The organism is Dysosmobacter sp. Sow4_B12 (assembly GCF_052116665.1).
GTDB lineage: Bacteria > Bacillota > Clostridia > Oscillospirales > Oscillospiraceae > Oscillibacter.
This window is the reverse complement of the sequence record NZ_JBQKKR010000002.1, coordinates 204,498-230,619: the sequence shown is the minus strand read 5'-3', so window position 1 is coordinate 230,619 and position 26,122 is coordinate 204,498. Positions and strand designations below refer to the sequence as shown.

Annotated in this window: 21 protein-coding genes; 11 read left to right on the top strand and 10 right to left on the bottom strand. The window is 61.8% G+C overall.

Features of this window, described 5'->3' with window-relative positions; all coding sequences use genetic code 11:
* Positions 1-264: 264 nt before the first annotated feature.
* Positions 265-657 carry a hypothetical protein gene (locus tag ACTQ4R_RS05060; protein WP_441626453.1) on the bottom strand — a complete coding sequence of 131 codons (393 nt, stop codon included), beginning with the start codon at positions 655-657 and terminating at the stop codon, positions 265-267.
* Positions 658-825: 168 nt separating this feature from the next.
* Here ACTQ4R_RS05060 and ACTQ4R_RS05055 point away from each other — a divergent pair, with 168 nt between their 5' ends.
* From ACTQ4R_RS05055 to ACTQ4R_RS05025, 7 genes are all read left to right on the top strand, one after another.
* Positions 826-1,218 carry a Fur family transcriptional regulator gene (locus ACTQ4R_RS05055; RefSeq protein ID WP_441626451.1) on the top strand — a complete coding sequence of 131 codons (393 nt, stop codon included), beginning with the start codon at positions 826-828 and terminating at the stop codon, positions 1,216-1,218.
* A gap of 25 nt (positions 1,219-1,243) precedes the next feature.
* On the top strand, positions 1,244-1,777 hold the full coding sequence (gene rbr, locus ACTQ4R_RS05050) for a rubrerythrin (RefSeq protein WP_441626449.1): 534 nt from the start codon (positions 1,244-1,246) through the stop codon (positions 1,775-1,777).
* Between the two features lie 256 nt (positions 1,778-2,033).
* The gene (locus tag ACTQ4R_RS05045) at positions 2,034-2,297 is read left to right on the top strand and encodes an HPr family phosphocarrier protein (RefSeq protein WP_295583533.1); all 264 of its coding nucleotides are present in this window, start codon (positions 2,034-2,036) and stop codon (positions 2,295-2,297) included.
* An 82-nt stretch (positions 2,298-2,379) separates the two neighbouring features.
* Entirely contained in the window at positions 2,380-4,215 is a 1,836-nt protein-coding gene (gene uvrC / locus ACTQ4R_RS05040) for an excinuclease ABC subunit UvrC (RefSeq protein WP_441626446.1), read from the top strand.
* A 278-nt stretch (positions 4,216-4,493) separates the two neighbouring features.
* Positions 4,494-5,039 (top strand): hypothetical protein, encoded by a 546-nt coding sequence (locus tag ACTQ4R_RS05035; RefSeq protein WP_441626445.1) that lies wholly within the window; start codon positions 4,494-4,496, stop codon positions 5,037-5,039.
* A 13-nt stretch (positions 5,040-5,052) separates the two neighbouring features.
* On the top strand, positions 5,053-6,660 hold the full coding sequence (locus tag ACTQ4R_RS05030) for a GH3 family domain-containing protein (protein ID WP_441626443.1): 1,608 nt from the start codon (positions 5,053-5,055) through the stop codon (positions 6,658-6,660).
* Positions 6,657-9,209 carry an HD domain-containing phosphohydrolase gene (locus ACTQ4R_RS05025; RefSeq protein ID WP_441626441.1) on the top strand — a complete coding sequence of 851 codons (2,553 nt, stop codon included), beginning with the start codon at positions 6,657-6,659 and terminating at the stop codon, positions 9,207-9,209. Before ACTQ4R_RS05030 ends, ACTQ4R_RS05025 begins: the two co-directional genes overlap by 4 nt.
* A 40-nt stretch (positions 9,210-9,249) precedes the next feature.
* On the opposite strand, the gene ACTQ4R_RS05020 is transcribed toward ACTQ4R_RS05025, so the two are convergent.
* The 9 genes from ACTQ4R_RS05020 to ACTQ4R_RS04980 form a co-directional block, all read right to left on the bottom strand.
* On the bottom strand, positions 9,250-9,777 hold the full coding sequence (locus ACTQ4R_RS05020) for a hypothetical protein (RefSeq protein WP_441626439.1): 528 nt from the start codon (positions 9,775-9,777) through the stop codon (positions 9,250-9,252).
* On the bottom strand, positions 9,774-11,699 hold the full coding sequence (locus ACTQ4R_RS05015) for an LTA synthase family protein (RefSeq protein ID WP_441626437.1): 1,926 nt from the start codon (positions 11,697-11,699) through the stop codon (positions 9,774-9,776). Before ACTQ4R_RS05015 ends, ACTQ4R_RS05020 begins: the two co-directional genes overlap by 4 nt.
* 536 nt (positions 11,700-12,235) lie before the next feature.
* Positions 12,236-13,165, bottom strand: a complete 930-nt coding sequence (locus tag ACTQ4R_RS05010) for a TIGR03943 family putative permease subunit (protein WP_441626435.1) — start codon at positions 13,163-13,165, stop codon at positions 12,236-12,238.
* A 24-nt stretch (positions 13,166-13,189) separates the two neighbouring features.
* On the bottom strand, positions 13,190-14,326 hold the full coding sequence (locus ACTQ4R_RS05005) for a CobW family GTP-binding protein (protein ID WP_441626433.1): 1,137 nt from the start codon (positions 14,324-14,326) through the stop codon (positions 13,190-13,192).
* A gap of 71 nt (positions 14,327-14,397) precedes the next feature.
* A complete protein-coding gene (locus ACTQ4R_RS05000; protein WP_441626431.1) occupies positions 14,398-15,723 on the bottom strand; it encodes an alanine/glycine:cation symporter family protein in 1,326 nt (441 codons plus the stop codon).
* Between the two features lie 136 nt (positions 15,724-15,859).
* Positions 15,860-16,399 (bottom strand): stage V sporulation T C-terminal domain-containing protein, encoded by a 540-nt coding sequence (locus ACTQ4R_RS04995; RefSeq protein WP_441626429.1) that lies wholly within the window; start codon positions 16,397-16,399, stop codon positions 15,860-15,862.
* A gap of 188 nt (positions 16,400-16,587) precedes the next feature.
* A complete protein-coding gene (locus ACTQ4R_RS04990) occupies positions 16,588-17,811 on the bottom strand; it encodes a dicarboxylate/amino acid:cation symporter (RefSeq protein ID WP_441626427.1) in 1,224 nt (407 codons plus the stop codon).
* 209 nt (positions 17,812-18,020) lie between these two features.
* Complete coding sequence (locus ACTQ4R_RS04985; RefSeq protein ID WP_441626425.1) at positions 18,021-18,728, bottom strand: aspartate/glutamate racemase family protein; 708 nt, start codon at positions 18,726-18,728, stop codon at positions 18,021-18,023.
* 16 nt (positions 18,729-18,744) lie between these two features.
* A complete protein-coding gene (locus tag ACTQ4R_RS04980) occupies positions 18,745-19,566 on the bottom strand; it encodes a sulfite exporter TauE/SafE family protein (RefSeq protein ID WP_441626423.1) in 822 nt (273 codons plus the stop codon).
* 376 nt (positions 19,567-19,942) lie between these two features.
* Here ACTQ4R_RS04980 and glgB point away from each other — a divergent pair, with 376 nt between their 5' ends.
* From glgB to glgA, 4 genes are all read left to right on the top strand, one after another.
* Complete coding sequence (gene glgB, locus ACTQ4R_RS04975; RefSeq protein WP_441626421.1) at positions 19,943-21,865, top strand: 1,4-alpha-glucan branching protein GlgB; 1,923 nt, start codon at positions 19,943-19,945, stop codon at positions 21,863-21,865.
* A complete protein-coding gene (locus tag ACTQ4R_RS04970; RefSeq protein WP_441626419.1) occupies positions 21,862-23,070 on the top strand; it encodes a glucose-1-phosphate adenylyltransferase in 1,209 nt (402 codons plus the stop codon). Before glgB ends, ACTQ4R_RS04970 begins: the two co-directional genes overlap by 4 nt.
* Positions 23,067-24,179 (top strand): glucose-1-phosphate adenylyltransferase subunit GlgD, encoded by a 1,113-nt coding sequence (gene glgD, locus ACTQ4R_RS04965; RefSeq protein ID WP_441626417.1) that lies wholly within the window; start codon positions 23,067-23,069, stop codon positions 24,177-24,179. Before ACTQ4R_RS04970 ends, glgD begins: the two co-directional genes overlap by 4 nt.
* Positions 24,180-24,271: 92 nt before the next feature.
* Positions 24,272-26,092 carry a glycogen synthase GlgA gene (gene glgA, locus ACTQ4R_RS04960; RefSeq protein WP_441626415.1) on the top strand — a complete coding sequence of 607 codons (1,821 nt, stop codon included), beginning with the start codon at positions 24,272-24,274 and terminating at the stop codon, positions 26,090-26,092.
* The last annotated feature ends 30 nt before the right edge of the window (positions 26,093-26,122 follow it).

The following is a 26,122-nucleotide window of genomic DNA, read 5'->3' as shown; positions in this document are numbered from 1 at the left end:
GCGGAAATGGAATGACTCTGTCCATTTCCTGTTCTCAATTCTATTTCCCCGAATTTGCGCTGAAACCCCGGTTGCTGCCTAATGCACAACCGGGGTTTCTCGACAGGCTGAGAACAGCGTGACTTCCGCCACGCTGTTCTCTCTAAAGCTATAAACCTGTCTTATGCGCTGCTACCCTGGGGCAGCTTTTTTTCGGTATTGCGTGTAGCAAAAACAGCAGCCCGAAGGCACCGCCTTCGGGCTGTCTGCGTGGGCTGCGGCCCCTTAAAGAAGCTGGCCGTAGCTGACACCGCCGGCGTTTCTCTGCCGGGCGGCGTTGTTGCTGTTGTTGTCACCGGGCAGCACATCGTCGATGACATCGTTGACGCCGTTTTCCACATCGTTCACGCCGTTTTGAATGTCGTCGGCCAGGTCACCGTTGTAATCGCCGCCGTTGGTGCCGTTGTTGGTTCCGTTGGTGTTGTTATTGGCACCGTTGTTGGTCTCGCTGCCGGCGCCGCCGGTGACGCCGCCGTTGGCGGTGCCGTTTTCCGTGGTGCCTGTTCCGTTGTTGGTGTCGTTTGCGGTTCCGTTGCCATTTTTGTTTCCGCCGCCGCAGGCCGCCAGGGAAAACGTCAGCAGCAGGACGGTCAGCAGGAGCGCAAGGTTCTTCTTCACAGTTGTGATCCTCCTTTTGCGGGGACGATAGGTGTGCGATACCCGAAGTCTATTGTGGTCAAAAATTGCATAAGTATCAGCGGGAAAATTTGAAAAAAAACACTTGCTTTTTCCAAAGATATCTGCTATAACAATATCAGTAATTATTACTGATAAGGAGGGCGGGACATGCAGGACCGGCGTTTTTCCCATCAGCGGGAGCGGATCTACCAGGCTGTGCGGAGCAGTCACGCCCACCCCACCGCCGAGGCGGTGTACAGCCAGCTGAAGCCGGAAATGCCCCGCCTCAGCCTGGGGACGGTGTACCGCAACCTGCGGCAGATGGCGGCGGAGGGCCGCCTGGCGGAGGTGGACGGGCCGGTGGCCCGGTTCGACGCGTTCTTGACGCCGCACACGCACTTTCGCTGCACCGGCTGCGGCGCGGTGATGGACCTGGAGCTGCCCTACGACCCGGCGCTGGACGCGCAGGCGGCAAAGGAGGGCTGCACAGTCACAGGACACAGCCTTTGTTTTACGGGGCTCTGCCCGCAATGCGACGCGGGACCCCGCACAAATAAATGAGATCAATAGAAAGGGGAAGTATCATATGGAATTGAAAGGAAGCAAGACGGAGGCCAATCTGTGGAAGGCGTTTGCCGGTGAATCCCAGGCCCGCAACAAGTATGACTATTTTGCCAGCAAGGCCAAGAAGGAGGGCTACGAGCAGATCGCGGCCATCTTCCAGGAGACCGCGCTGAACGAGAAGGAGCACGCCAAGCTGTGGTTCAAGGCCCTGAGCGGCATCGGCTCCACCGAGGAGAACCTGGCGGCTGCCGCCGCCGGCGAGAACGAGGAGTGGACCGCCATGTACGCCGAGATGGCCCGCACCGCCGAGGAGGAGGGCTTCCTGGCTCTGGCGGCCCAGTTCGAGGGCGTCGCCAAGATCGAAAAGACCCACGAGGAGCGCTACTTGAAGCTGCTGGACAACCTGAAAAAGGGCGAGGTCTTCAAGAAGGGCGAGAAGGTCATGTGGTTCTGCCGCAACTGCGGCCACGTGGAGGTGGCGGAGAGCGCCCCCGCCGTGTGCCCCGTGTGCAAGCATCCCCAGGCCTATTTCCAGGTGAAGGCCACCAATTATTAAGCGCGTAAAGGTGCCGCCGGCCGCAGCCGGCGGCACCTTTTACATAGATTTGCCCGCCAGATGCGCGAAACCGGGGAAAACGGCCTCCAGTGGTCTAAACCACCAAAAAGAAATTTTGCCAAAAGATGTTTTTTCGAAATGTTTGTGAAAAACGCCGTTGACGGCGCAGGCAAAAGCGGTTATGATAGAGACAGTAAATTGACTTGCTATGCGAAGCTGTTCAATCTGACTTGGTATAGAAAAGGAGAGCTGTATCATGTATACACAGGAGATCACCGTTAATAACGAAGTGGGCCTGCACGCCAGACCTGCCACTTTCTTCATCCAGAAGGCCAACGAGTTCAAGAGCGGCATCTGGGTCGAGAAGGAAGACCGCCGTGTCAACGCCAAGAGCCTGCTGGGTGTTTTGTCCCTGGGCATCGTGAAGGGCACCACCATTACCTTGATCGCCGACGGCGCTGATGAGAAGGAAGCCGTTGGCGCCCTGGTGGAGCTGGTCAACGACAACTTTGGCGAATAATTCCCCTGGGATACAGAGCCCTAAAGGCCCCGCGCAAACGCGCGGGGCCTTGTTGACTTGCTGAAGAAGGGAGGAGTGCCCCATGACCAAGGACGAACTGCGGGAAAAGGCCAACGACCTGCCTCTGGCGCCCGGCGTCTATCTGATGATGGACAAGACCGGCAGGGTCATTTACGTGGGCAAGGCGAAAAAACTGAAAAACCGGGTGAGCCAGTATTTCCAGGACAGCGCCGGACACACGGCCAAGACCCGTCAGATGGTGTCCCAGGTGGATCGGTTCGACACCATTTTCGTCACCAGCGAGTTTGAGGCCCTGGTGCTGGAAAACTCTCTCATCAAGCGGCATATGCCCCGCTACAATATCCTGCTGAAGGACGACAAGGGCTACCCCTTTGTCCGGCTGTCCCGGGGCCCCTATCCCCGCTTCACCATGGTGAACAAGTACGCCGACGACGGGGCGAAGTACTTCGGCCCCTTCGGCGGCCGGTTTGAGACCCGTCAAGCCCTGGACGCCGTGTGCACGGCACTGCGGCTGCCCACCTGCAGCCGCAAGTTCCCCCGGGACATCGGGGCGGAGCGGCCCTGTCTGAATTTCCACATGGGCCGGTGCGACGGCTTCTGCCGTCCGGAGATGACGGCGGAGGAGTACGACCGCCGCATCCGCCAGGCCTGCCAGCTGCTGGAGGGAAAGAGCAAGCAGCTCCTGCGGGAGATGACCGCCGAGATGGAGGCGGAGGCGGAGGCCCTGCGGTTTGAGCAGGCGGCGGCCATCCGGGACCGCATCAACGCCATCGCCGCCCTGGGGAAAAAGCAGACGGTCATTGCGGGCCTCTGCGCCGACACGGACATCTGGGGGCTGTACCGGGGCGCCGGCAAGTGCTGCTATGCCATTTTGCACATGGAGGAGGGGAACCTGGCCGGCCGGGAGACGGAGCTGTTCACCGCCCCCATTGAGGAGAGCGAGGAGGAGATGCTCTCCGCCTTGACAGCCCAGTATTACCTGCCCCGGGCCATCTTGCCCCATGAGATCCTGCTGCCCCGGGGAGCGGAGGAAGACTGCGCGAGCCTTTCCGAGGTTTTGACGAAGCGGGCGGGCCATAAGGTGTGGGTCCATGTGCCTCTGCGGGGGGAAAAGGCGGAGCTGCGGGCCATGGCCCAGCGGAACGCCGCCGAGGAGGCGGAACGGGCCACCACCGCCGAGGAGCGGATGGCCCACACGCTGACGATGCTGGGAAAGCTGTTGGGCCTTCAAGAGCCGCCCCGACGCATGGAGTCCTTTGATATTTCCAACACCGGCAAGAGCGACATTGTGGCCTCCATGGTGGTATACAGCGGCACCCGGCCCTTGAAATCCGCTTACCGCCGCTTTCATATCCAGGGTCTGGAGGGCCATCCGGACGACTATGCCTCCATGCAGGAGGTGCTCACCCGGCGGCTCCAGCGGGCGGCGGACGGGGACGAGAAGTTCCTGCCCCTGCCGGACGTGTTCCTCATCGACGGCGGCGAGACCCATGCCCGGGCTGCCCAGACGGTGGCGGAGCGGTTCGGCGTGGACGTGCCCATTTTCGGCATGGTGAAGGACGACCGCCACAGGACCCGGGCTCTGGTGACGCCGGAGGGCCGGGAGATCGGCATCGTGACGAACCAGGCGGTGTTCTCCCTCATCGGCCAGATCCAGGAGGAGACTCACCGCTTCGCCATCACCTTCCACCACGAGAGTCATGGAAAGTCCGCCATGCGCTCGGCCCTGGACGGCATCCCCGGTCTGGGCCCCAAACGGCAGGCGGCGCTGCGGAAGGCCTTCGGCTCCGTGAAGGCCATCCGGGAAGCGGACACGGAGGCTCTGGCCGCCGTGGTCCCCCGCGGTACGGCGGAGGCGGTGTACCGTCATTTTCACGAGACAAATGAAAAAGTGTGACAGACGCGGGCTTTACGGCCCGCGTTTTTTCTTGCCACCCGCCTCAAAAATGCGCTAATTATTTCCAAAAAAGAGAAAAAAGGGAAAAATTCTGAAAAAATACTGCACGTTACAAGAAACAGGCGGCTTTTGGAGGAAAAAAGAAATCGGAAACCGATTTGTGGAAAACGCATACAGGAAATTTGTTGAATTTACACAGGAAAGCCTGTATAATAAAATAAAATGGTCTACATAATCGGTTTATGTGGAACGGTCCGCTTTCCTGGAGGACAAATAACATGGGGTGTTGGCTGGGCCTTACGGCCTTTGTCTTGTTTTTTATCAGCGACTATAACGACTGGCGGCTTTCCCGGCGGGAGCTGAAGCTCTGCTTCCCGGCAGGGGCTGTGCTGCTGGCCACGGGAACAGTCCTGGAGGCCCGGCGGGGGAGCGCTCCCGCTTCCGGGTGGCTGCGGGGCTTGTTTTTCATGCTGGGGGCGCTGTTTTTGGCGCTGCTGGTCTACACGCTGTTTTTCGCGCTGCCGGTGGAGGCGTCTTACGCCAGGCCGGGGCAGAAGCGCCCCGCCTGTACCACGGGGGTGTATGCCCTGTGCCGCCACCCCGGTGTGCTGTGGTTTGCGGGATTGTACGGCTGCCTGTGGGCCGCCGCGGGACTGCCGCTTTGGGAGGCGGCGATGTACAGCGGGCTGAACGTGCTGCTGGTGGTATTTGAGGACCGGTGTGTGTTTCCGGCCCGGCTGGAGGGGTACGGCGCCTATCAGGCGGCCACGCCGTTCCTGCTGCCTACCCGGCGCAGTATCCGGGCCTGCCGGGAGACCATCTGAGGAGGGGAGACTCATGCGCTTTGAGGACAAGCTGAAAAAGTACAGCCGGGAGCAGCTGTGGCAGGAATACTGCGGCTTTTTGGACATGAGTCTCGACGAATACATGTATACCCAGCGGCGGTTGATGGAGGAGCAGCTCCAGCTGTGGAGCAAGAGCGGCTTGGGCCGCCAGCTGCTGCGGGGGAACCATCCCCGGACCATCGACGAGCTGCGGGAGATGCTGCCCTTGACCAGCTACGCCGATTACGCCGACGTGCTGCTGGCCAAGCGGACGGAGATGCTGTGCGGTGAGCCCGCCATCTGGATCCAGACCACCTGGGAGGGGGGCCTGCGGCCCATCAAGCTGGCACCCTACACCCGCAGCATGCTGGATACCTACCGCCACAACCTGCTGGCCACCATGATGATGGCCACCGCCCGGCGCAAGGGCGAATTTGACGTGAAAAAAGGGGACCGCATCCTGTACGGCGGCGCGCCCCTGCCCTATATGACCGGCCTCATGCCCTCCCTCTTTGACGAGGACATCACCTTCACCTGGCTGCCGGACAATAATACCAACTCGGACTTGAGCTTCAGCCAGCGGATCAAAAAAGGGTTTTCCATGGCTCTCAGCGGCGGCGTGGATTTCTTTTTCGGCATCGGCAGCGTGGCCAATTACATCACGGAGAGCTTCAGCAAAGGCGGCAGCGGAGGCGGCGGGAAGCACGCGGTCTCCCCGGGAAACGCCCTGCGCTATCTCCGGGGCAAGTACATCAGCCGCCGGGATGGCCGCGCCATCACTCCCGGCGATGTGTTCCGTCTGAAGGCCTTCTTCTTTGCCGGCACTGACGCCAAGTGCTACAAGGACCGGTTGACCAAGGCCTGGGGCATTATGCCCGTGGAGCTGGCCGCCGGCACGGAGTCCACCTGCATCGGTGCGGAAAACTGGGAGCACAACGGCATGGTGTTCTTCCCGGACGCCTGCTTCTACGAGTTCATCCCCGAGGAGGAGATGCGCCGGAACTTGAAGGACCCGGCCTATCAGCCCCGCACCTGCCTCATGGATGAGATCCAGGCGGGGGAGACCTACGAGCTGGTGCTCTCCGTCCTCCACGGCGGCGCGTTCATGCGCTACCGCATCGGCGACATGTACCACTGCCTTTCCGCCGGCAGCGGCCAGCTGCCCCATCTGACCTTTGTGGACCGGGTGCCGGACGTGATCGACATCGCCGGCTTTACCCGTATCACCGCCTCCTCCATGCAGGAGGTCATCCGCCTCAGCCGGCTGGAGCTGGGGGACTGGGTGCTGAAAAAGGAGTTCAACCAGAACGACGACCCCTTCCTGCACATGTACCTGGAGATCCCGCCGGACGCCCAGGCCAGCGAGGTGGTCACCCGCACGGTGCTGACGGAGCACCTGAGCCTGTACTTCAAGTATTTTGACAGCGATTACGGCGATCTGAAAAAGCTTTTGAACATGGAGCCTCTCCAGATCACCATTTTGAAGTACGGCACCATCGCGGCCTATGAGGCCAAGATCGGCGCCAAGCTGCCCCGCATCAATCCGGGCATGCTGGATGTGTGCGGCCTGCTGCGCCAGCAGGCGGACAGCGCCGGCGGGGAAGGGAGGCCGCGCCTGTGAGCAACATTCCCTTCCTGTACATCAACGTCACGGCCCTCTGCTGCTTCGCGCTGATGTTCGTCACGTTCCTGGCCACGAAAAAGACCCCGGAGATCTGGGCGTTCATGGCGGTGCTGCTGGACTGCATCCTCTGGTCCGGCGGTTCCATCCTCATGCGCATCCAGATGTGGCCGGGGCTACGGTTCTGGTACGCGGTGTCCTTGGTGTCGCTGTTCAGCATGGAGCTGCTGTTTTACCTGTTCGTCCACACCTTTGCCAGGCGAAAGGGACGCTTTTTGCTGACGGTGTTCGCCCTTCTGACCCTGGCGATCATGCCGGGCACCATCAGCGGCTTTTACCTCTCACCTCCCACGCCGGTGGTAAAGCCGGACGGGGCCACGGTGTTCACCTACGCGCTCAACTGGCATATTGTCATCCCCTGCGTCGTGTTCGTGGCCATTATCGGCGCCACGGCGGTGCTGCTGGCCAAGGTGGTCCGGGAGCAGGGGACCCATTCCCCCGGTATCCAGGTCATCATTACCGGCGGCATCGTGATGCTGGCCGGCAACCTGCTGCAGGTGGGCCTGCCCGGCAATACCTTCCCCTTTGACGCCCTGTCCGGCATCGTGTTCGCGATGCTGTTGATGTACGCCCTGTACAAGCGGCGGATGTTCCGGCTGACCCTGGTGGTGTCCCGGACGCTGCTGACGGTGGTGCTGGCGGTGATCTGCATCATCGCCACAGCCAACTTCATCAAGCCCATGCAGTCCTTCGCGGAAGGGACGCTGGGCCTGGGCGAGGAAATGGCCACCACCATGGTGGCGGTGACCTTCGCGGCCATGCTGGCCCTGGCGTATCTTCTGATGAGCCGCCTGCTGGAGGCCATGTTCACCCGGGAGGAGCAGCAAAACCGTCTGGTGAAAAACTTCTCCGCCGAGGTCTCCCAGTCACTGAGCACGGCGGACATCATGGAGAAGCTGGGCAACATCATCTTCCGGGAGATATCCACGGAGCAGATCTACATCTGCCTGCTGGAGGGAGACAAATACCAGGCCAGGTACTGCTCCAGCCCGCTGGCGACGCTGTCCTTCTCCATTTCCAAGGACAGTCCCCAGATCGCCTATCTAAAAGAGCAGGAGGCCTATCTGATCATCGGCGAGTTCCAAAACAGCCCCCGCTACCTCTCCGTCTGGGAGGCGGAAAAGGAGCTGTTCCGCCGGCTGAATATCGACTGCGTGGCCGCCATGCGGGACGGGCAGGAGATCGTGGGACTGGTGCTGCTGTCCGCCAAGGAGCGGGGCCGCAGCTTCAGCGCCGTGGAGATCGGCTTTTTGGAGACGGTCTGCTCCATCGCGTCCATCGCCATGAAAAACGCCGCCCTGTATGAGAAGATGTTCCGGGAGGCCCGCATCGACCCCTTGACCGGCGTATACAATTACCGCTTCTTCGTGGAGCGGCTGGAGGAGCAGTTCCGCTCCTGCGGCCGGGAGTGTCTGACTCTGATGTATATCGACGTGGACGACTTCAAGCTCTACAACCAGCTCTACGGCGTGGGAGAGGGCGACACCGCCCTGTGTCTCATCGGCGACGCCATCACCCGCTGCGTGGGAGAGGGTGGCACCGTGTTCCGCACCAGCGGCAAGGTGTTTGCCGTGCTGCTGCCGCTGCAGGATACCCAGCGGGCCAGAAAGATGGCCCGGGAGATCGGTGACCGGGTGGGGCAGATCAACCAGCAGCCGGAGCGCCGGCGCCTCAAGCCCCTGTCTGTCAGCGTGGGCATCTGCTCCGCGCCCTACGCGGCGTCCAGCGCCAAGGAGCTCATGGACAACGCGGACCTGGCGGTGTACAACGCCAAGCAGGGCGGCAAGGACCAGATCGTCATTTTCCGGGGTGCCTCTGACCTGGTGCCCCAGCACCTGGCGGAGCGGACGGACGCCATCGTGGACCGCATTGAACGGGGCGACGGCGAATACCGCACCGCCCTGTCCATGATCTCTGCCCTAACGGCGGCCATTGACGCCAAGGACCATTACACCTACGCCCACAGCAAAAACGTGGCCCGCTACGCCGCCACGCTGGCTGTGGCCGCGGGCCTCAACGACGACCAGGTCCGTACCATTTACGCCGCGGGACTGCTCCATGACATTGGCAAGATCTCCATTCCGGAGAAGATCCTCAACAAAACCGACCAGCTGGCCGATGAGGAATACCAGATCATGAAGGACCATGTGAACAACTCCATTGAGATGATCCGCCACCTGCCGGAGATGGACTACTTGATCCCGGCGGTGCTGGGCCACCATGAGCGGTGGGACGGCAAGGGCTATCCCCGGGGCATCTCCGGGGAGGAGATCCCCGTCTCCGCCCGGTGTCTGGCCATTGCGGACGTGTTTGACGCCATGACCACGGACCGTCCCTACCGGAAGGGCCTACCACTGGAGGTTGCTCTGGAGGAGCTGAACAAGGCCGCCGGCCGCCAGCTGGACCCCCAGCTGACCCCGGTATTCATCCGGCTCATCCGCAGCCGCAGCATCCCCCTGTCCCCCCAGGCGGCGGTGCGGCGCCAGTGAAGAAAAAAGAGACTTCCCGGTAAGGGAAGTCTCTTTTTTGTTAGGTTCGGAGAAAGCGCCTGCGCAGCTTCCGGTGCCACAGGACTGTCAGCCGCCCCAGAGCCAGGTCCAGCAGCAAAAACACCGCGAAGCCCAGCACGGCCAGTACCGCGGTGAGCATGGCGCCGCCCAGTTCCTCCAGTACGGCGGTCAGGCCGAACAGGCGGACCACCACGCCGTACAGCGCGAACACCGCCAGGGCGTATACAGCCAGCCGGCAGCCTATCCGCACCGGCAGGGACGGCAGCGCGGCGATGCGGGGCCGCAGGATGGGATACCAGCCAAAGCACACATACACCAGCGCCGTCTCCCGGTCCGGCACCAGCAGCAGCGCCAAAAGCGCCACGGCACCGTAGGCCGCGCCAGCGGTCCGGGGGCCGTATTCCTCCATCACGGGCAGCAGCACCGCCATGGCCAGCAGCGGCGCGCAGTAAATTGCCACTGCCAAAAGGCCGCCCAGCAGCAGGATTACCACTGCCAGAGCGCACAATACGCCGCAAAGGGCGATTTTCCGGCTCTGCCCCTTCATCCCTCAAAGTCCTTATACCGCAGCTTGTAAAAGCTCCATTGGCGCCACTTCTGGATGAGCTGGCGGATCTGGAGGCCGCTGGCGCCCTCCGCCGGGGCCCAGCTGTCCAGCTCCCGGTCGGGAATGATGTCGCCGTCCAGGGTCACATACGTTTTTTTCTGCACCACCGGCACCACCCGCCTCAAGTCGTTCAAGAAGCGGAACCAGGCGCTCTCGCCCCCCCGACCGGTGAGCTCCACCAGGGCGGCGCCCAGGAAGCTGGCGGAAAGGCGGCCGTCCTCCGGCAGGTCCAGGGCCTCCACAGCGGCGTCCCAATCCAGAGCTTCCGCCGCCGCGTCGTTGGCCCAGATGACATAGGGGGTCTCATAGGAGCAGAGGATGTTGCTCCGGTCCTCCTCCTGCAGGGCCACCTCGGAGCCCAGCTCCCGGTAACCCAGCTGGTTGTCTCCCAGGTAGGGCAGGTGGTCGCCCCAGAAGGCCAGCACCACCGGCTCCTCTGTGGCGGAGAAGTAGTCCACCAGCCGGCCCAGCATGGCGTCGGCGTCCCGGGCACCCTCCACATACACCTCCAGCATGGTCTCCACCTGGTCGGAGAGGGAGACGGAGGTCTCCACCGCCGGGTATACGTACCCTTCACCGTACTTGTCCAGGGTGTAGGACATGTGGTTTTGGATGGTGGTGGTGTAATTGCACAGAAGCTGCCCCTGGGATACAGCCTCCTCAAACTTTTCCTCAATGAAGCCGGCCATATAGTTGTCCGTCACCCAGCGGCCCTTGTATGCCAGGCCCTCCATCTGGTCGGCGAACACCGTCTCCTCCGCTCCCAGCCAGCGGTACACGTTCTCCCGGTTGTAGAACCAGTCGTCGCCGGGATGGAAGAAAGAGGTGTGGTAGCCGTCCTCCCGGAACAGCCGCAGCACGCTGTCCAGATTCCGGTTCACCACCCGGAACGAGGAGGTGGTGGCGGCGGAGAGGGCGTTGGTCTGCATGCCCGTCAGCACGTCAAACTCCGTGTTGGCAGTGCCGCCAGCAAAGCCGGGCGCCACCACATGGCCGCTGACGGCGTGGCTGTCCCCTTGCAGGGCGTGGAGGTTGGGCAGGGGGTCCTCCGTGTAGGTGAACACCGGGTCGTCCGTCAGATCGGAAAAGGCCTCGTTCATCACCATGATGAGGTGGACATCCTTGCCCTGGCCCTCCTCCGTGGGAGCGGCGTCCCAGGCCATGGCCTGGGCCTTGCTGAAGCCCTCCGGCCGGTCCACGGGATAGGTGGTGAACTGGTGGCAGAAGCAGTAGGGGAAGCCAAGCTCGTTGAACACGGAGGGGATATAATAGGCGTTGGTGACGTGGAAGGAGTTGTACAGGTCGTTGGAGGCGTACACCGTCAAGATCAGCGCTGCCAGCACGCCGAGGCTGGCGGCGGCGCCCAGAAGGCTACCCAGCCAGCCCCGGAGCTTTTCGATGGGGAAGGGGCGGCAGCGGACGAACACGCCCAGCACCGCCAGCACCGCCGTGGCGGCCACCACCACGGCAATGACCTTCACCGGGAAGTGGATGTCGTAGGTGCCCATGGCGCTGCCCACTTCCTTCAAAAGGGCGAAGTCCCGGGGGAACACCGGTTCGTCCCGGACCTCCAGCTTGATGCGGTTGGCGATGGACAGGGCGCACACGGCGAAGTTCACCAGGGCTCCGGCGAAAAACAGGTTCCGCAGCAGGCAGGTGAACGCCAGCAGCAAAAGGCCGATGGGCAGGCAGTTCAGCACGATCAGCAGCGGCTGGCGGCGGAAATTGGCCACGATGGTCCGCAGCGCGTTGGGCTGGCACCACAACGCCAGCAGCGTGATGCAGCCCGCCAGGGCCACGGCGGCCAGCAGGGTGGCCCACAGGGGCAGGCGGAGCCGGGGAAAGCGGTCAGAATGTTTCAAAGGCGACAGGTCCTTTCTTTGGTTTCCGTAATAGTACTATTATATGGATTTCGGCAAAAAAAGCAAGGGCGGGAGAAATTTGCTCCCTTTTACTCATGCTGCAATGCTTGTAAGAGTTACTTCCGGCTACTTTTATGCAAGATTAACTTCAGCTCGACTGCCCATCCAACCGGAATTTAGTTTTTCTATTGAGGTCAGAAAGCAATTCGACAGGTAAATCCTAAATATGTTTCATGTATTATTCAAATCAATACAGAGGATAATTGGGTGTCAGATTCCCCTTATCTTCACATTTTTGATGGCCTGGAAGGAGAAAGCAATGAGTGAAATTGATTATTAAGCAATCAGAACTTTGGAGTATATGCTACCTAACGGAAAAAACTGGTGCAGATAGACTTTGAAAGGTAACGCTCAGCTTGCCGGGCAAGTCCTATGAAGGACACCGTTCCGGCAAGCGCGCCCGGCAAAAAAGTCTCCCCTCTTCGATAACAGAGGGGAGACTTTTTGCTCGATTCAACAAAAAGTATTCAATTTCGTCAGAAAGTGACGACCTCCTGGGCGGGCTTTTCGCAGGGGGCGATGGACAGGACATTCATGACCGGACCCTTGCCCTTGTAGGCCTTGTGCTTTTCCACGGCCATGCGGGCGGTGACTTCGATCCAGTCCCGGTTTTCGTATCGGTCCAGCTGGTCGCCCTTGGCGATGAGGCCCAGGAACTGCACGTCGTTCTCGCAGCACACCATGGCGAAGCGGCCGGGGCAGTGGATGCCGGGGTACTTCTTGGAGTGGCACATGATGAGCTTCATGTGGACCAGGTGGCCGTCGTAGCGCTCCGGGTGGTCCATCACGTCCACGTACCAGACGCCGAAATCGTCGTCGGGAATGTCGATGACCTCCTGGCTCATGTCGAAGGGGCACTCGTCGCCGGTGAGGTAATCCTCACTGGTGCCGTCCTCCATCTCCAGGTAAATGTCCGCCCGGCGGTTCACCATCCGCAGATTCCGCTTGCGCAGGGCGTCCCGCAGGGCCGGGGTGCAGCGGTTGAACACCAGCATGTCGGCGTTGGTGATCTTCTCCATCATCAGCTGGCCCATGTTCTTGGCGTAAGTCTCAAAGGTGGAGGCCTCCACAAAGGTCATGATCTGGTAGAGCACCCAGTTGGCCGGCAGCACTTCCCTGTAAAGGCGTTCCATTTGCCACATGCCGTTGTACTCGATGAGGACCTGCTTGGGCTTGTACTGCTTCTCCAGCTCCTTCAGCCAGGAGCACTTCAGGTCTGCCTCATCCTCTACGGTGACCACCGTTACGTTGTCCAGGGCACGGGGGTTGTACTCCTCCTCGCCCTCCTCGCAGCAGATGAGCAGCGTCCGGTCCTGGCGGGCGAAGCCGTCCTCCAGGATGCCGTTGATGAAGTTGGTCTTGCCGCCGTCCAGGAAGCCGGCGATGAGATAAACAGGAATATCCATGTGAAGTAAAATTCCTTTCCGGATTTACAGGCCGAACAGCTCCGCCAGTTTGTCCTCCCGCAGCTCCGCGCCGATGACGCACAGGCGGCCGGTGTAGTCGGGCTTGCCGGGACGGATGTCGTGCTCCTCGGGCACGTAGTCGAACTCCACCCAGGCGCCGTCGCTGCCGCTGACGATGCCCTTGGCCCGGAGGATCTTGCCGTAGTCGCCGGAGTCCAGGGCGGTGAGAATGCGCTGGATGTCCGCCTGGGAGAAGGCCTTGGGAGTCTCCTTGCCCCAGGAGGTGAACACCTCGTCGGCGTGGTGGTGATGGTGGTGGCAGGAGCAGTTGGGGTCGTCGCACTCGTGGTCATGGTCATGGTGGTGCTCATGGCCATGCTCGTGCTCCTCGTGATCATGGTCATGATGGTGATGGTGCTCGTGCTCGTCATCATCGTCGTCGTGGTGATGGTGATGCTCGTGCTCCTCGTGGTCATGGTCGTGGTGGTGATGCTCGTGTTCGTGCTCCGCCTCCTCGGCCTCGTGCTCTGCCCGCATCTTGGCCAGCAGCTCGTCAGCCAGGGACACCTTCTCCATGGCGGAGAGGATCACTTTGCCGTCCAGCTGGTCCCAGGGAGTGGTCAGAATGGCGGCGCCGGGGTTTTTCTCCCGCAGCATGGCCGCGGCGGCCTCCAGCTTCTCCTGGCTGAGCTTCTGGGTCCGGGAGAGGATGATGGCGCCGGCGGATTCGATCTGGTTGTTGTAGAACTCGCCGAAGTTCTTCATGTAGACTTTCACCTTGGTGGCGTCCGCTACGGTGACGAAGCTGTTGAGCTGCATGTCGGGAATGTCCGCCACGGTGTTCTGCACCGCCACGATCACGTCGCTGAGCTTGCCTACGCCGGAGGGCTCAATGAGGATGCGGTCGGGGTGGAACTGGGCCTGCACGTCCTTTAGGGCCTTGCCGAAGTCGCCCACCAGGGAGCAGCAGATGCAGCCGGAGGACATCTCGGAGATCTGCACGCCGGAGTCCTTCAAAAAGCCGCCGTCAATGCTGATCTCGCCGAATTCGTTTTCAATGAGCACCAGCTTTTCGCCCTGGAAAGCCTCCGCCAGCAGCTTTTTGATGAGGGTGGTCTTGCCGGCGCCCAGGAAGCCGGAGACGATGTCGATTTTCGTCATAGAATCAAGTCCTTTGCATAAAAATTTTCAACGCCTTTATCTTACCATTAAAATAAGAAATTGCAACTCCGTCACAGAAAATTTACAGGTTTTCTCCGGCTGTTTCGGTGAAATTCCGGCTGAAACGACTCCATTTCCCGGGCTGCTGCGCCGGAGAGCAGCAAAAGGCAGGCGAGATTCGGCAGGGCCATGAGGCAGTTGCAAAGGTCCGAAAGGCCGAAGGCCTCTTCCACGTCCAAAAAGGCTCCCGCCCAGGCCGCCGCGGCGAACAGGCAGCGGTAGAGGGGCACGGCCCGGCGCCCCGCCAGGTAGGCAAGTGCCGTCTCCCCCTGGTAGGCCCAGCCCAGCATGGAGGAAAAGGCGAACAGGGCGATGGACACCGCCAGGAATACCCGCCCCGCGGGACCCAGCACCGTTTCAAAGGCCAGGATGGTCAAAGCGGCGCCCTCCGCCGATAAGCCCGTGGCCGGGTCGGCGGCGCCCAAAACGCCGGAGCAGCAGATGGCAAGGCCTGTGACGGTGCAGACCACCATGGTGTCGAAAAAAACGCCGGTCATGTGGATGTAGCCTTGGAGGGCGGGGCTGCCGCCGGCGGAGGCGGCAGTGATGGCGGCGGAGCCCATGCCCGCCTCATTGGAGAAGATGCCCCGTGCCACGCCCCAGCGCAGGGCGGTGCCGGCGGTCCCCCCGGCCACGGCCCGGGGGGAGAGGGCCTGGCGCAGCATCTCCGCCAGGACGGCGGGGAGCGCTTGCCGGTGGACCAGGATGACGGCCAGACCTGCCAGCAGATACCCGCCCGCCATCACCGGCACCAGCACCGATGCGGCTCCTGCGACGCGGCGGATGCCGCCCCGGATGATGACGAGGGTCAGCGCCGCTGTCAAAAGCCCCGTCAGCGCCGGCGGCAGGGAAACCGCCTGGCGGAGAGCGGCGGCGATGGAGTTGGATTGGGTCACATCGCCGATGCCGAAGGAGGCCAGCACCGCGAACAGGGCGAAGGCGCTCCCTAGGGCGCGGCCCAGGGCTCTGGGACGGATGCCCCGGGCCATGACGAACATGGGCCCGCCCGCCGTTTCGCCGGGGCGTCGGAATTTGACCGCCAGGGCGCACTCGGCGAACTTGGCGGCAAGGCCGAACAGGGCCGCGATCTCCATCCACACCAGGGAGCCGGGGCCGCCGGCGGTGAGGGCGGTGGCGACCCCCACGATGTTGCCGGTGCCGATGGTGGCCGCCAGGGCCGTCATCAGGGCGGAGAAGGGGGAGATGCCGCTTTTCCCGGCGGAGCGGGATTCCCGGCGGGCAAGGAGCCCCAGGGCGGGAAACAGGTTTCGCCAGGGCAGAAACCGGGTCCGCAGGGTGAGAAACACCCCGGTGCCCAGCAGGGCCGGCAGCGTCACGGCGCGGATGGCCTGCGCCGCGGCGAAAAGCGCGGATGTCAGCGTGGGGACCGCCTCCTTTCAAGTCCCTAAAGCATACGGCGGCAGGGCTGTCCGTATACGGAAAAACACGGACGCCAAAGCGTCCGTGCCTTTCTCAGCCCTCCATGTGCCGGCCCAGAAAGGCGGCGATGGTCTGGGCCAGCTTGAATTCCGTCTCGCCGGCGGGGGTGTCCTCGGCGCCTACGAACAATACCAGACCCAGCAGGTCACCCTCTGCCAGGATGGGAGCGGCCACGCTGGCGTGGAGCTTGTCGGAGTCCTCTGTCACGGGGACGGCACTGTTGTCTCCGGTGCCCTGGTAGATCTTCCGGGACTCCATGATCCGCTCCAGCTCCGGTGAGATGCGCTTGCCCATCAGCTCCCGCCGTCCGCCGCCGGCCACGGCGATGACGGTGTCCCGGTCCGTGACGGCGCAGATGCTGCCGGTGGAGCGGCTCATGGTCTCGCACAGGTCCGCGGCGAAGTCCTCCACGCCTCCCAGCAGAGAATATTTCTTGAAAATGACCTCGCCGTCCCGGCTGGTGTAGATCTCCAGCGGGTCGCCCTCCCGGATGCGCATAGTGCGGCGGATCTCCTTAGGAATGACCACACGGCCGAGGTCGTCGATCCTTCTGACGATTCCAGTTGCCTTCATATTTTCCAATTCAAACCTTTCCTGCTGTTTTTGCAATGCTTTCCCGCCCGGCTGCGGCGCCCGGGTGAAATGAATCTGCGGATAGTATTTGCGTCCAGAAATCAGTTATGCTGGAAAAATTGGGGAGTGAACCCATGCGCATAAAAAACGCCGGCTGCCAAAAGCAGCCGGCGTTTTCACTGTAAAATTTACTGTTTCTTGTTCTTGCTCTCCCACTTGGTGACGCACAGGGAGCAGGCGATGTCGCCGGTGACGTTCAGGCAGGTACGGCCCATGTCGAACAGGCGGTCCACGCCGTAGATGATCATGATGAGGTTGACGTCGATGCCCATGGCGGTGAGCACCATGGCCAGCATGATCATGCCGGCGCCGGAGACGCCCGCGGTGCCGATGGAGGCCAGGGTGGCGGTGACCACGATGGTCACCATCTGGCCGATGGTCAAATGCATGCCGGCGCAGGTGGCCAGGAACACGGTGGCCACGCACTGGTAGATGGCGGTGCCGTCCATGTTGATGGTGGAGCCCAGAGGCAGCACGAAGGCGGCCACGTCGTCGTCGGCGCCCAGCTCATGGGCGCACTCCTTGGAAACAGGCAGCGTGGCGGCGGAGGAGGTGGAGGTGAAGGCGAACATCATGGCGGCGAAGGCACCCTTGAAGAACTTTGCGGGGTTGATGCCGGCGAAGGCCTTGGCGGAGAAGGAGTAGACCAGCACGGCGTGGATGATGTAGGCGATGTAGGCGCACAGCAGCACCAGAGCCAGGTGGCCCAGGATCTCGGCGCCCTGGGTGGCGACGACCCAGGCCATCATGGTGAACACGCCGATGGGGCTGAGGCTGATGATGAAGGCCATGAGCTTGTTGATGACCTCATTGAAGGAGGAGACGATGTCCCGGCACAGCTGGCCATTCTCGCCGGCGGCCATGATGGCGCCGCCGAAGAACAGGGCGATGACGATGACCTGCAGCATGTTGGCCTTCACGAAGGCGTCCCACATGTTGGAGGGGAAGATACCCACCAGGGTGTCCATGAAGTTGGCGGAGGTGGCCTTTTCCCAAACGGCGCCCTCCTCCAAAGCCAGGGTGGGGAAGAGGCCAGCGCCGTTGAACAGGTTGGCCATCACCAGGCCGATGACGCAGGCCACGGCGGTGGTGCACAGGAAGAAGGCCACGGTCTTCCAGCCCACGGCGCCCACCTTCTTCATGTCGTTCATGGAGAGGATGCCGTCGATCATGGAAAACAGGACCACGGGGACCACGATGAACTTCAGCAGGTTGACAAAGATGGTGCCGAAGGGCTTGAGATAGTTGGTCGTGAAATCAGCGGTGCCGGTCATATAGCAGATAAGACCGACGATGATGCCCAGCACCAGGGCAATCAGGATCTGGACAGGCAGACTCATTTTTTTCTTCATAGATTCACCTCAAAATCAGATTTTCTGGCGGGCGGACCCGCTGCGTTTCGTCGTTTTATACGAAACGTCCCCTCAAAATAGATTTATTATAGCGAAATGTGAAGAACATGTAAAGAAGTCTCTGCGGAATCTGTGAAAAATATGAAGAAAGTATGACAAAAAAAACGCCCGGTAAGGCAAAATGCCAAACCGGGCGTGTAAATTTTGCGTTATTCACCCTTTACGGAATAGCCGCACCAGCGGATGGCAGCTTTTGCCAGCTCCTCCGTGGGGTCCACCGCGGGGACGTGCAAGCCGGCGGCATCCGCCGCCAGGGGCAGTTCCGTGCAGCCCAGAATGAAATAGTCGGCGCCCCGCCGGGCCATGGCCTCCGTCACGGCGGCAAGGTCCGCCCGGTAGGCCTCCGGGGCGGCGTCGGCCTTGACGCCGTCGTAGATGACCCGCATGAGGGCCGCCTGCTCCTCCTCGCCGGGGAGAAGGCAGGCCACCCCTTCCGCCGCCAGGGCGTTTTGATAAAGACCGGTGGCCAGGGTGCCCCGGGTGGCCAGCACGCCGGCGGTGCCGCCGGGAAAGCGGCGTCCGGCGGCCTTGGCGGCGGCTTCCAGCATGCTGAGGAAGGGAACATCCGTCAGGGCCTGGAGCCGGGGCAGGAAGTAGTGGGCGGTGTTGCAGGGCATGATGATGCAGTCGGCGCCGCAGCGCTCCAGCTTCCGCAGGGAATCCTCCATGGCGGGCAGGGGGTCGGCGCCGCCGGTCAAAATGGCCGCCGTCCGGTCGGGGATGGAGGCGTTGTCGTCGATGTAGACGCGGATGTGGTCGTTGTCGCAGCCGGCCCGGGTCAGTGTGACGATCTTGCGGAACAGGTCCGCCGTGGCCAGGGGGCCCATGCCGCCTAAAATGCCGATGGACTTTTTCATGAACAGCACCTCCGACTCAGCTCCAAAATTCCGGGAACAGCAGCTCACTGCCCACCTTGGCCGTCAGCAGGATCAGCACCAGGATGACGGTGGGGCGGACGATCCTGCTGCCGTTTTTGATGGCTAGCCCCGCCCCCAGATAGTGGCCCGCGATGGAGGCCACGGCGGAGATGAGGCCCACGCCGATGTACACGTAGCCGGCGGTGAGGGCGGTGAAGAGGCTGCCCAGGTTGGAGGCCAGGTTGATGACCTTTACGCCGCCGGCGGCGTGGCGGGTGTCCAGCTTGGCAAGGCGGATGAAGATGATCATAAGGAAGGTACCGGTGCCGGGACCGTAATAGCCGTCGTAGCCGCCCACCAGAAAGGAGGCCGCCCAGACGATGGCCGCCTGGGCGCGGAAATCGATGTCCCCGGGCTCGTCGGGCCAGCTGCGGTTGCGCAGCGTCACCACCGCCACCACCGGCAAGACCGCCAGCAGCAGGTACTTCAGCACCCGGTCCGGCGTGTGGAGCTGCAGCCAGGTGCCGCACATGGAGCCCGCCAGAGCCAGGACGATGGCGGGGGCGAACAGCTTCCAGCGGACGTAGCCCTGCCGGATGAAGCGGGCGGTGGAGAACACAGTGCCGATGCCAGCGGAGAGCTTGTTGGTGCCCAGGGCATAATAGGCGGGCAGGTCGCCGAAGGCGATGAGATAGGTGGGGACGGAGATGATACCGCCGCCGCCGGCGATGGCGTCCATAAAGGATGCCAGAAATACACCCACACAGATGAGCAGCACCACCCACAGGGCAAAGCCGTTCACCGTCACTTCGGTAAACAGGGAAAGTATGGCGTCCATGATACAGGCCTCCTGAAAATTGCGCTGTTATACAAAATCCGACTTATTATATCAGCACAAGGCGGTAAAATCAATCATGAGCGTTTGGCGGGGCGCGGAAAAACCTTCCAAAATGTGGGTAAAAAATAGGGCAAGCACCCGCAAAATCCTGTCTTTTTTGACAAAGGTATCCAAAAAATACTGTGAAAACGGAGAATGAAATGGTAAAACGGACCAAAAACGGGCTTCCTTTTTCGACGGGGGCATTCTTGACGGTGTTTCGGCGAAGAAGTATAATATACACAATATATAGTGGCAGGTCATCTGCGTGAGGCAGAAAAGGAAAACGCGCGATCCGGCGCCGCAGGTGCGGCCTCCGGTGAGAGGAGTAAACAATATGACAAATAAGGAACAAGCGGCTCAGTATCATGCAGGCAGGCTGACGGACGGCTGGCGCTGGTTTGGCGCCCATCCGGACCAGAAGCGGGGAAAGGCGGGCTGGACCTTCCGGGTCTGGGCGCCCCACGCCCAGAGCGTTTCCGTGGTGGGCGATTTCAACAGCTGGGATGCCAAGGCCAATCCCTTGACCCGCAAGGGCCAGGAGTGGGAGGGCTTCATCCCCGGCCTGCAGCAGTTCACCGCTTATAAATACGCGGTCACCGGCCCCAACGGGGAGACCCGGCTGAAGGCGGACCCCTATGGGTTCCACACGGAGACCCGTCCCGCCACCGCCAGCAAGCTCTATGACATCAGCGGCTTCCGCTGGACGGACAAGGCCTTCCGGGAGCGGCAGGGAAAGCACCCGGTCTATTCTTCCCCACTGAATATTTACGAGGTACATCTGGGCTCCTGGAAAAAACGGAGCAACGGCGATTTTATCGACTACAAGGACCTGGCCAGGGAGCTGGCCGCCTATGTCAAGGACATGGGCTACACCGCCATCGAGCTGCTGCCGGTGACGGAGCATCCCCTGGACGACTCCTGGGGCTATCAGTGCACCGGCTACTTCGCGCCTACCTCCCGTTTCGGCCAGCCCAAGGATTTCATGTGGTTTGTGAACCATATGCACAAAAACGGCATCTCCGTCATTCTGGATTGGGTGCCCGCCCACTTCTGCAAGGATATCCAGGGCCTGTATGAGTTCGACGGCACCTGCTGCTACGAGTACAGTGACCCTAACAAGTGGGAGCACGGCGGCTGGGGCACCCGGGTGTTTGACTACGGCAAGCCCGAGGTGAAAAGCTTCCTGTTCTCCTCCGCCCGGTTCTGGCTGGAGGAGTACCACATCGACGGCCTGCGGGTGGACGCCGTGGCCTCCATGCTGTATCTGGACTACGGCCGCCAGGGCGGCGCCTGGACCCCCAATAAATACGGCGGACATGAGAATCTGGAGGCCATCGACTTTTTGCGTGAGCTCAACGCCATGGCCTTTTCCGTGAATCCCAATGTGCTGATGGTGGCGGAGGAATCCACCGCCTGGCCCATGGTCAGCCGTCCGGCTGAGACCGGCGGCCTGGGCTTCAATCTGAAGTGGAACATGGGCTGGATGAATGACATGTGCCACTACTTGAAGATGGACCCCTGGTTCCGCCAGGACCACCACAAGGATATCACCTTCTCCATGATGTATGCCTTCTCCGAAAACTTCGTGCTGCCCATCTCTCACGACGAGGTGGTCCACATGAAGGGCAGCGTGGTGGGGAAGATGCCCGGCGACTACTCCAACCAGCTGCGCTGCCTCAAGGGCTTTTACGCGTATCTGCTGGCCCATCCCGGCAAGAAGCTGATGTTCATGGGCGCGGAGCTGGGCCAGTGGCGCGAGTGGAACTCCGACCAGCAGTTGGACTGGTATCTGCTGGAGCGGGAGGAAAACCAGAAGATCCACCAGTTCTTCAAGGACATCAACGCCTTTTACAAGAAGGAGCCGGCCCTGTGGGAGATCGACTTCGACTGGGAGGGCTTCGAGTGGCTGGTGCCTGACGATAACCACAACAACGTGGTGGTGTTCCTGCGGAAGGATAAAAAGGGCCGCGACCTTTTGTGCGCGGTGAACTTCTCGCCCAATACTTATGAAAACTACCGGATGGGCGTCCCGGCCCACCGGAAGTATGTCCCTGTGTTCAATACCGACGATGCCGCTTACGGCGGCGCCGGCTTCGGCGACACCGAGCCGGTGAAGGTGGAGGCCGTTCCCTCCCATGGGAAGGACTATTCCGCCGCTATCCGTATCCCGGCCTTCGGCGCGGTGTTCCTGCGGGGTGAAGGCACATATCCAAAGCCCAGGAAGAAAAAACAGGCAAAGGAGCTGGAGAAAAAATGAAAAAAGAATGTATCGCCATGCTGCTGGCAGGCGGCCAGGGCAGCAGACTGTACGTCCTGACCGGTGAAATGGCGAAACCGGCGGTCCCCTTCGGCGGCAAATACCGCATCATTGACTTCCCGCTGTCCAACTGCACCAATTCCGGCATCGACACCGTGGGCGTGCTGACCCAGTACCGTCCCCTGGAGCTGAACAGCTACATCGGCAGCGGCCAGCCTTGGGATCTGGACGGGTCCACCGGCGGCGTCCACATCCTGCCTCCTTACCAGGGCAGCAAGGGCGGCACCTGGTACAAGGGCACCGCCAACGCCATCTATCAGAACATCGGCTTCATCGACCTGTATGACCCCGATTACGTGGTGATCCTCTCCGGCGACCATATCTACAAGATGGACTACTCCAAGATGGTGGAGCGCCACAAGGCCGCGGGCGCCGCCTGCACCATCTCCGTCATGGAGGTGCCCTGGGCGGAGGCCCCCCGCTTCGGCATCATGGCGGTGGACGGCGAGGACATGATCACCGAGTTCGCCGAAAAGCCCAAGGAGCCCAAGAGCAACCTGGCGTCCATGGGCATTTACGTGTTCTCCTGGAAGGCCCTGCGCCGGTATCTGACGGAGGACGAGGCCAATCCTAACTCCGAAAACGACTTCGGCAAGAACGTCATCCCCGCCATGCTGAACAACGGCGAGCGGATGGCCGCCTACCGCTTTGAGGGCTACTGGAAGGACGTGGGCACCCTGGAGTCCCTGTGGGACGCCAATATGGACATGCTCTCTCCCGAGTCCGGCCTGGACCTGCTGGATGAGTCCTGGCCCATTTACGCCCGCTCTGTCAACGCGCCTCCCGCCTTCCTGGGCAGCGACTCCCAGGTACGTCACAGCGCCATCAACCGCGGCTGCATCCTGGAGGGTACCGTGGAAAACTCCGTCCTGGCTCCCAACGTGGTGGTGGGCAAGGATGCGCGGGTCAGCTATTCCGTGCTGATGCCCGGCACCGTGGTGGCGCCCGGCGCCGTGGTGGAGTACGCCATTCTGGGTGAGAACTGCCGTATCGGCGAAAACTGCCGCGTGGGCGGCACGCCGGAGAATACGGCTCCGGACCCCTGGGGACTGACGGTCCTGGCGCCGGGCTGTGCACTGGCGGACGGGAAAGAGGTCCGGCCCGGCATTATGCTTGGCCGCAACGGTGAGGAGGTGTCCAAATGAACGGACTGCATGGTATCATCTTTTCTTATGAAAAGCGCAATGACCTGCGGGAGCTGAGCGAGATCCGCTCCGCGGCGTCCATTCCCTTCGGCGGACGGTACCGGGCGGTGGATTTCGCCCTGTCCAACCTGGTCAACGCCGGCTGCACGGACGTGGGCGTGGTGCTCCACGGCCGGTATCAAAGCATGGTGGACCACCTGGGCACCGGCAAGGTGTGGGACCTGTCCCGCAAGCGGGGCGGCTTGCGCCTGCTGCCTCCCTTCAACTATCAGAAGGACTGGGGCGTCATGCCCTTCCGCGGCAAGGTGGAGGCCCTGGCCGGCGTCCGTACATACCTGGATGAGATCCGGCAGGACTATGTGGCCTTGATGGATGGCGACCTGGTGGTGAACCTGCCGCTGGGCGACGTGTATGAGCAGCACATCAAATCCGGCGCCGACATCACCGTGGTCTGCGGCAACGACAGCTTCGCCACTGCCGACGGCACCTATTATGAGATGGACGCCAACGGTCGTGTCACCGAGGTCCTCTATAACCTGCACAGGCCCCGGGGCTACCGGGGGCTGGAGGTGTACATTGTCTCCACCGCCCTTTTGAAGGAGTTGGTGGACGAGTGCACCGCCAAGGACCAGTTCAGCTGGCGGCGGGACGTGCTGCGGGCCAAGAAGGACACGCTGAACCTGCGCTGCTATATCTGGAAGGGCTTCGCCGCCCAGATCCGCTCCGTCCAGGAGTATTATGACCGCAGCATGCAGCTGCTGGACCCCGCCATCCGGGCGGAGCTGTTCTGCCCCGAGCGCCCCATCCGGGCCAAGGGCGCAGACAAGTCTTCCACCTATATCAGCCCCAACGGCCGCTGCGTGAACTCTTTGGTGGCTGAGGGCTGCCGCATCGAGGGCGTGGTGGAGAATTCCATCCTCTTCCCCGGCGTGGTGGTGGAGGAGGGCGCCGTTGTCCGCAACTGCGTCCTGTTCAAGGAGGACATCGTCCGCCGCAACGCCCAGCTGGCCTACATCATCGCCGACAAGGATGTGGAGGTGCTGGCCGACCGGACGCTGATGGGCCATGCCACCTATCCCATCGTGCTGGCCAAGGGCAGCATTGTTTAAGGCCTACAAAGGGGGGACCTGCGTCCCCCCTTTGTCCCGGTGCTTAGGAAACCGATTACCAAAGAGGAATATTGATTGAAAAGGAGTATTTTATGAAGATCTTGTATGCGACCAGCGAGGCTGTGCCCTTTTGCAAAACCGGCGGACTGGCCGACGTGGCCGGCTCCCTGCCTCCCGCCCTGGCCGCCGAGGGCGCCCAGGTGGCCGTGATCCTGCCCATGTACCAGAAGGTGAAGGAAAAGTTCGGCGACCAGCTGAACTTCCTGTGCTACGACTATGTGAACCTGGCCTGGCGCCGCTGCTACTGCGGACTGTTTTCCCTGGAACGGGACGGCGTCACCTGGTACTTCGTGGACAACGAGCAGTACTTCAACCGCCCCGACCTGTACGGCTACTATGACGACGGTGAGCGCTTCGGATTTTTCTCCCGGGCTGTGGTGCGGATGCTGCCCCACCTGGCCTTCTGGCCCGACGTCATCCACTGCAACGATTGGCAGACCGCCCTGGTGCCCGTTTATCTGAAGGACGACGGCGTCCGGGAAGAGCGGTTCCGCGGCATCAAGACCACCCTCAGCATCCACAATATCGAGTACCAGGGCCGCTTCGGCCAGGACACCCTGGGCGACCTGTTCGGCCTGGACCACGGCTGGGCGGAGGATGGCACCATCATGATGGACGGCGACGTGAACCTGCTGAAGGCGGCTATTTTGTGCGCCGACGCGGTGAACGCCGTGTCTCCCACCTATGCCAACGAGCTGAAGATGGCCTACTTTGCCCACCGGCTGGACGGCATCATGCGCCAGTGCGGCTATAAGCTCTCCGGTGTGCTCAACGGTATCGATATGAAGCGCTATGACCCCGCCAACGATGACCACATCGCCGCCCGCTTCTCCGTGGAGGATATGGCCGGCAAGGCCGTGGACAAGGCGGAGCTGCAAAAGCTCATGGGCCTGCGGCAGGACCCCAACGTGCCCATCGTGGGCATTGTGTCCAGACTGGTTTCTCACAAGGGTTTGGACTTGATTTGTGAGGTCCTTCATGATATGATGGAGCTCCCGCTGCAGCTGGTGGTGCTGGGCAAGGGCGACCGGAAGTACGAGGAGTTCTTCCATTGGGCCGCCCAGCAGTATCACGGCCGCATGGCTGTCCGGCTGGATTACAACGAGAGCCTGTCCATGGCCATCTACTCCGGCGCCGACCTGTTCCTGATGCCCTCCAAGAGCGAGCCCTGCGGACTGAGCCAGATGATCGCCATGCGCTACGGCACCGTGCCCATCGTCCGGGAGACCGGCGGACTGAAGGATACCGTCCAGCCCTACGAGGCCTGGAGAGACGCCGGCAACGGCTTCACCTTCGCCAACTACTCCAGCGGCGACATGCTCCACGTCATCCGGGAGGCTGTGTACCTGTACAAGGATTATCCCGACGCCTTCGCCCGGCTGCGCCGGCGGGCCATGGAGTGTGACTTCAGTTGGGGCCGCAGCGCCAAGGAATATCTGCGCATTTACGCCAGCGTTACCGGCCAGGCCTGGCCTCCGGTGGAGCCCGCGCCTGCCGTGGAGGAAGCGCCTGTCGCGGAGGAAGCCCCCGCCGCGGAGGAAGCGCCTGCCGTGGAACCCACGCCTGCCGCGGAGGAAGCGCCTGCCGTGGAACCCGCTCCCGTCGTGGAGGAAGCGCCTGCCGTGGAACCCGCTCCCGTCGTGGAGGAAGCCCCCGCGGCGGAGCCGGTGAAAAAGCCCCGCGCCCGGAAGGCCGCTGCCAAGAAGCCGGCGGTGAAGGAGGAAAAGGCCGCGGAGAAGAAGCCCGCCGCCAAAAAAACCGCCGCCAAGAAGGCCACGGAGAAAAAGCCTGCCGCGAAAAAGCCGGCTGCCAAGAAAACTGCCGCCAAAAAGACTGAGGAAAAGGCGGAGTAAATAAACCAACGCGAAAGGGGCCGCTTCGGC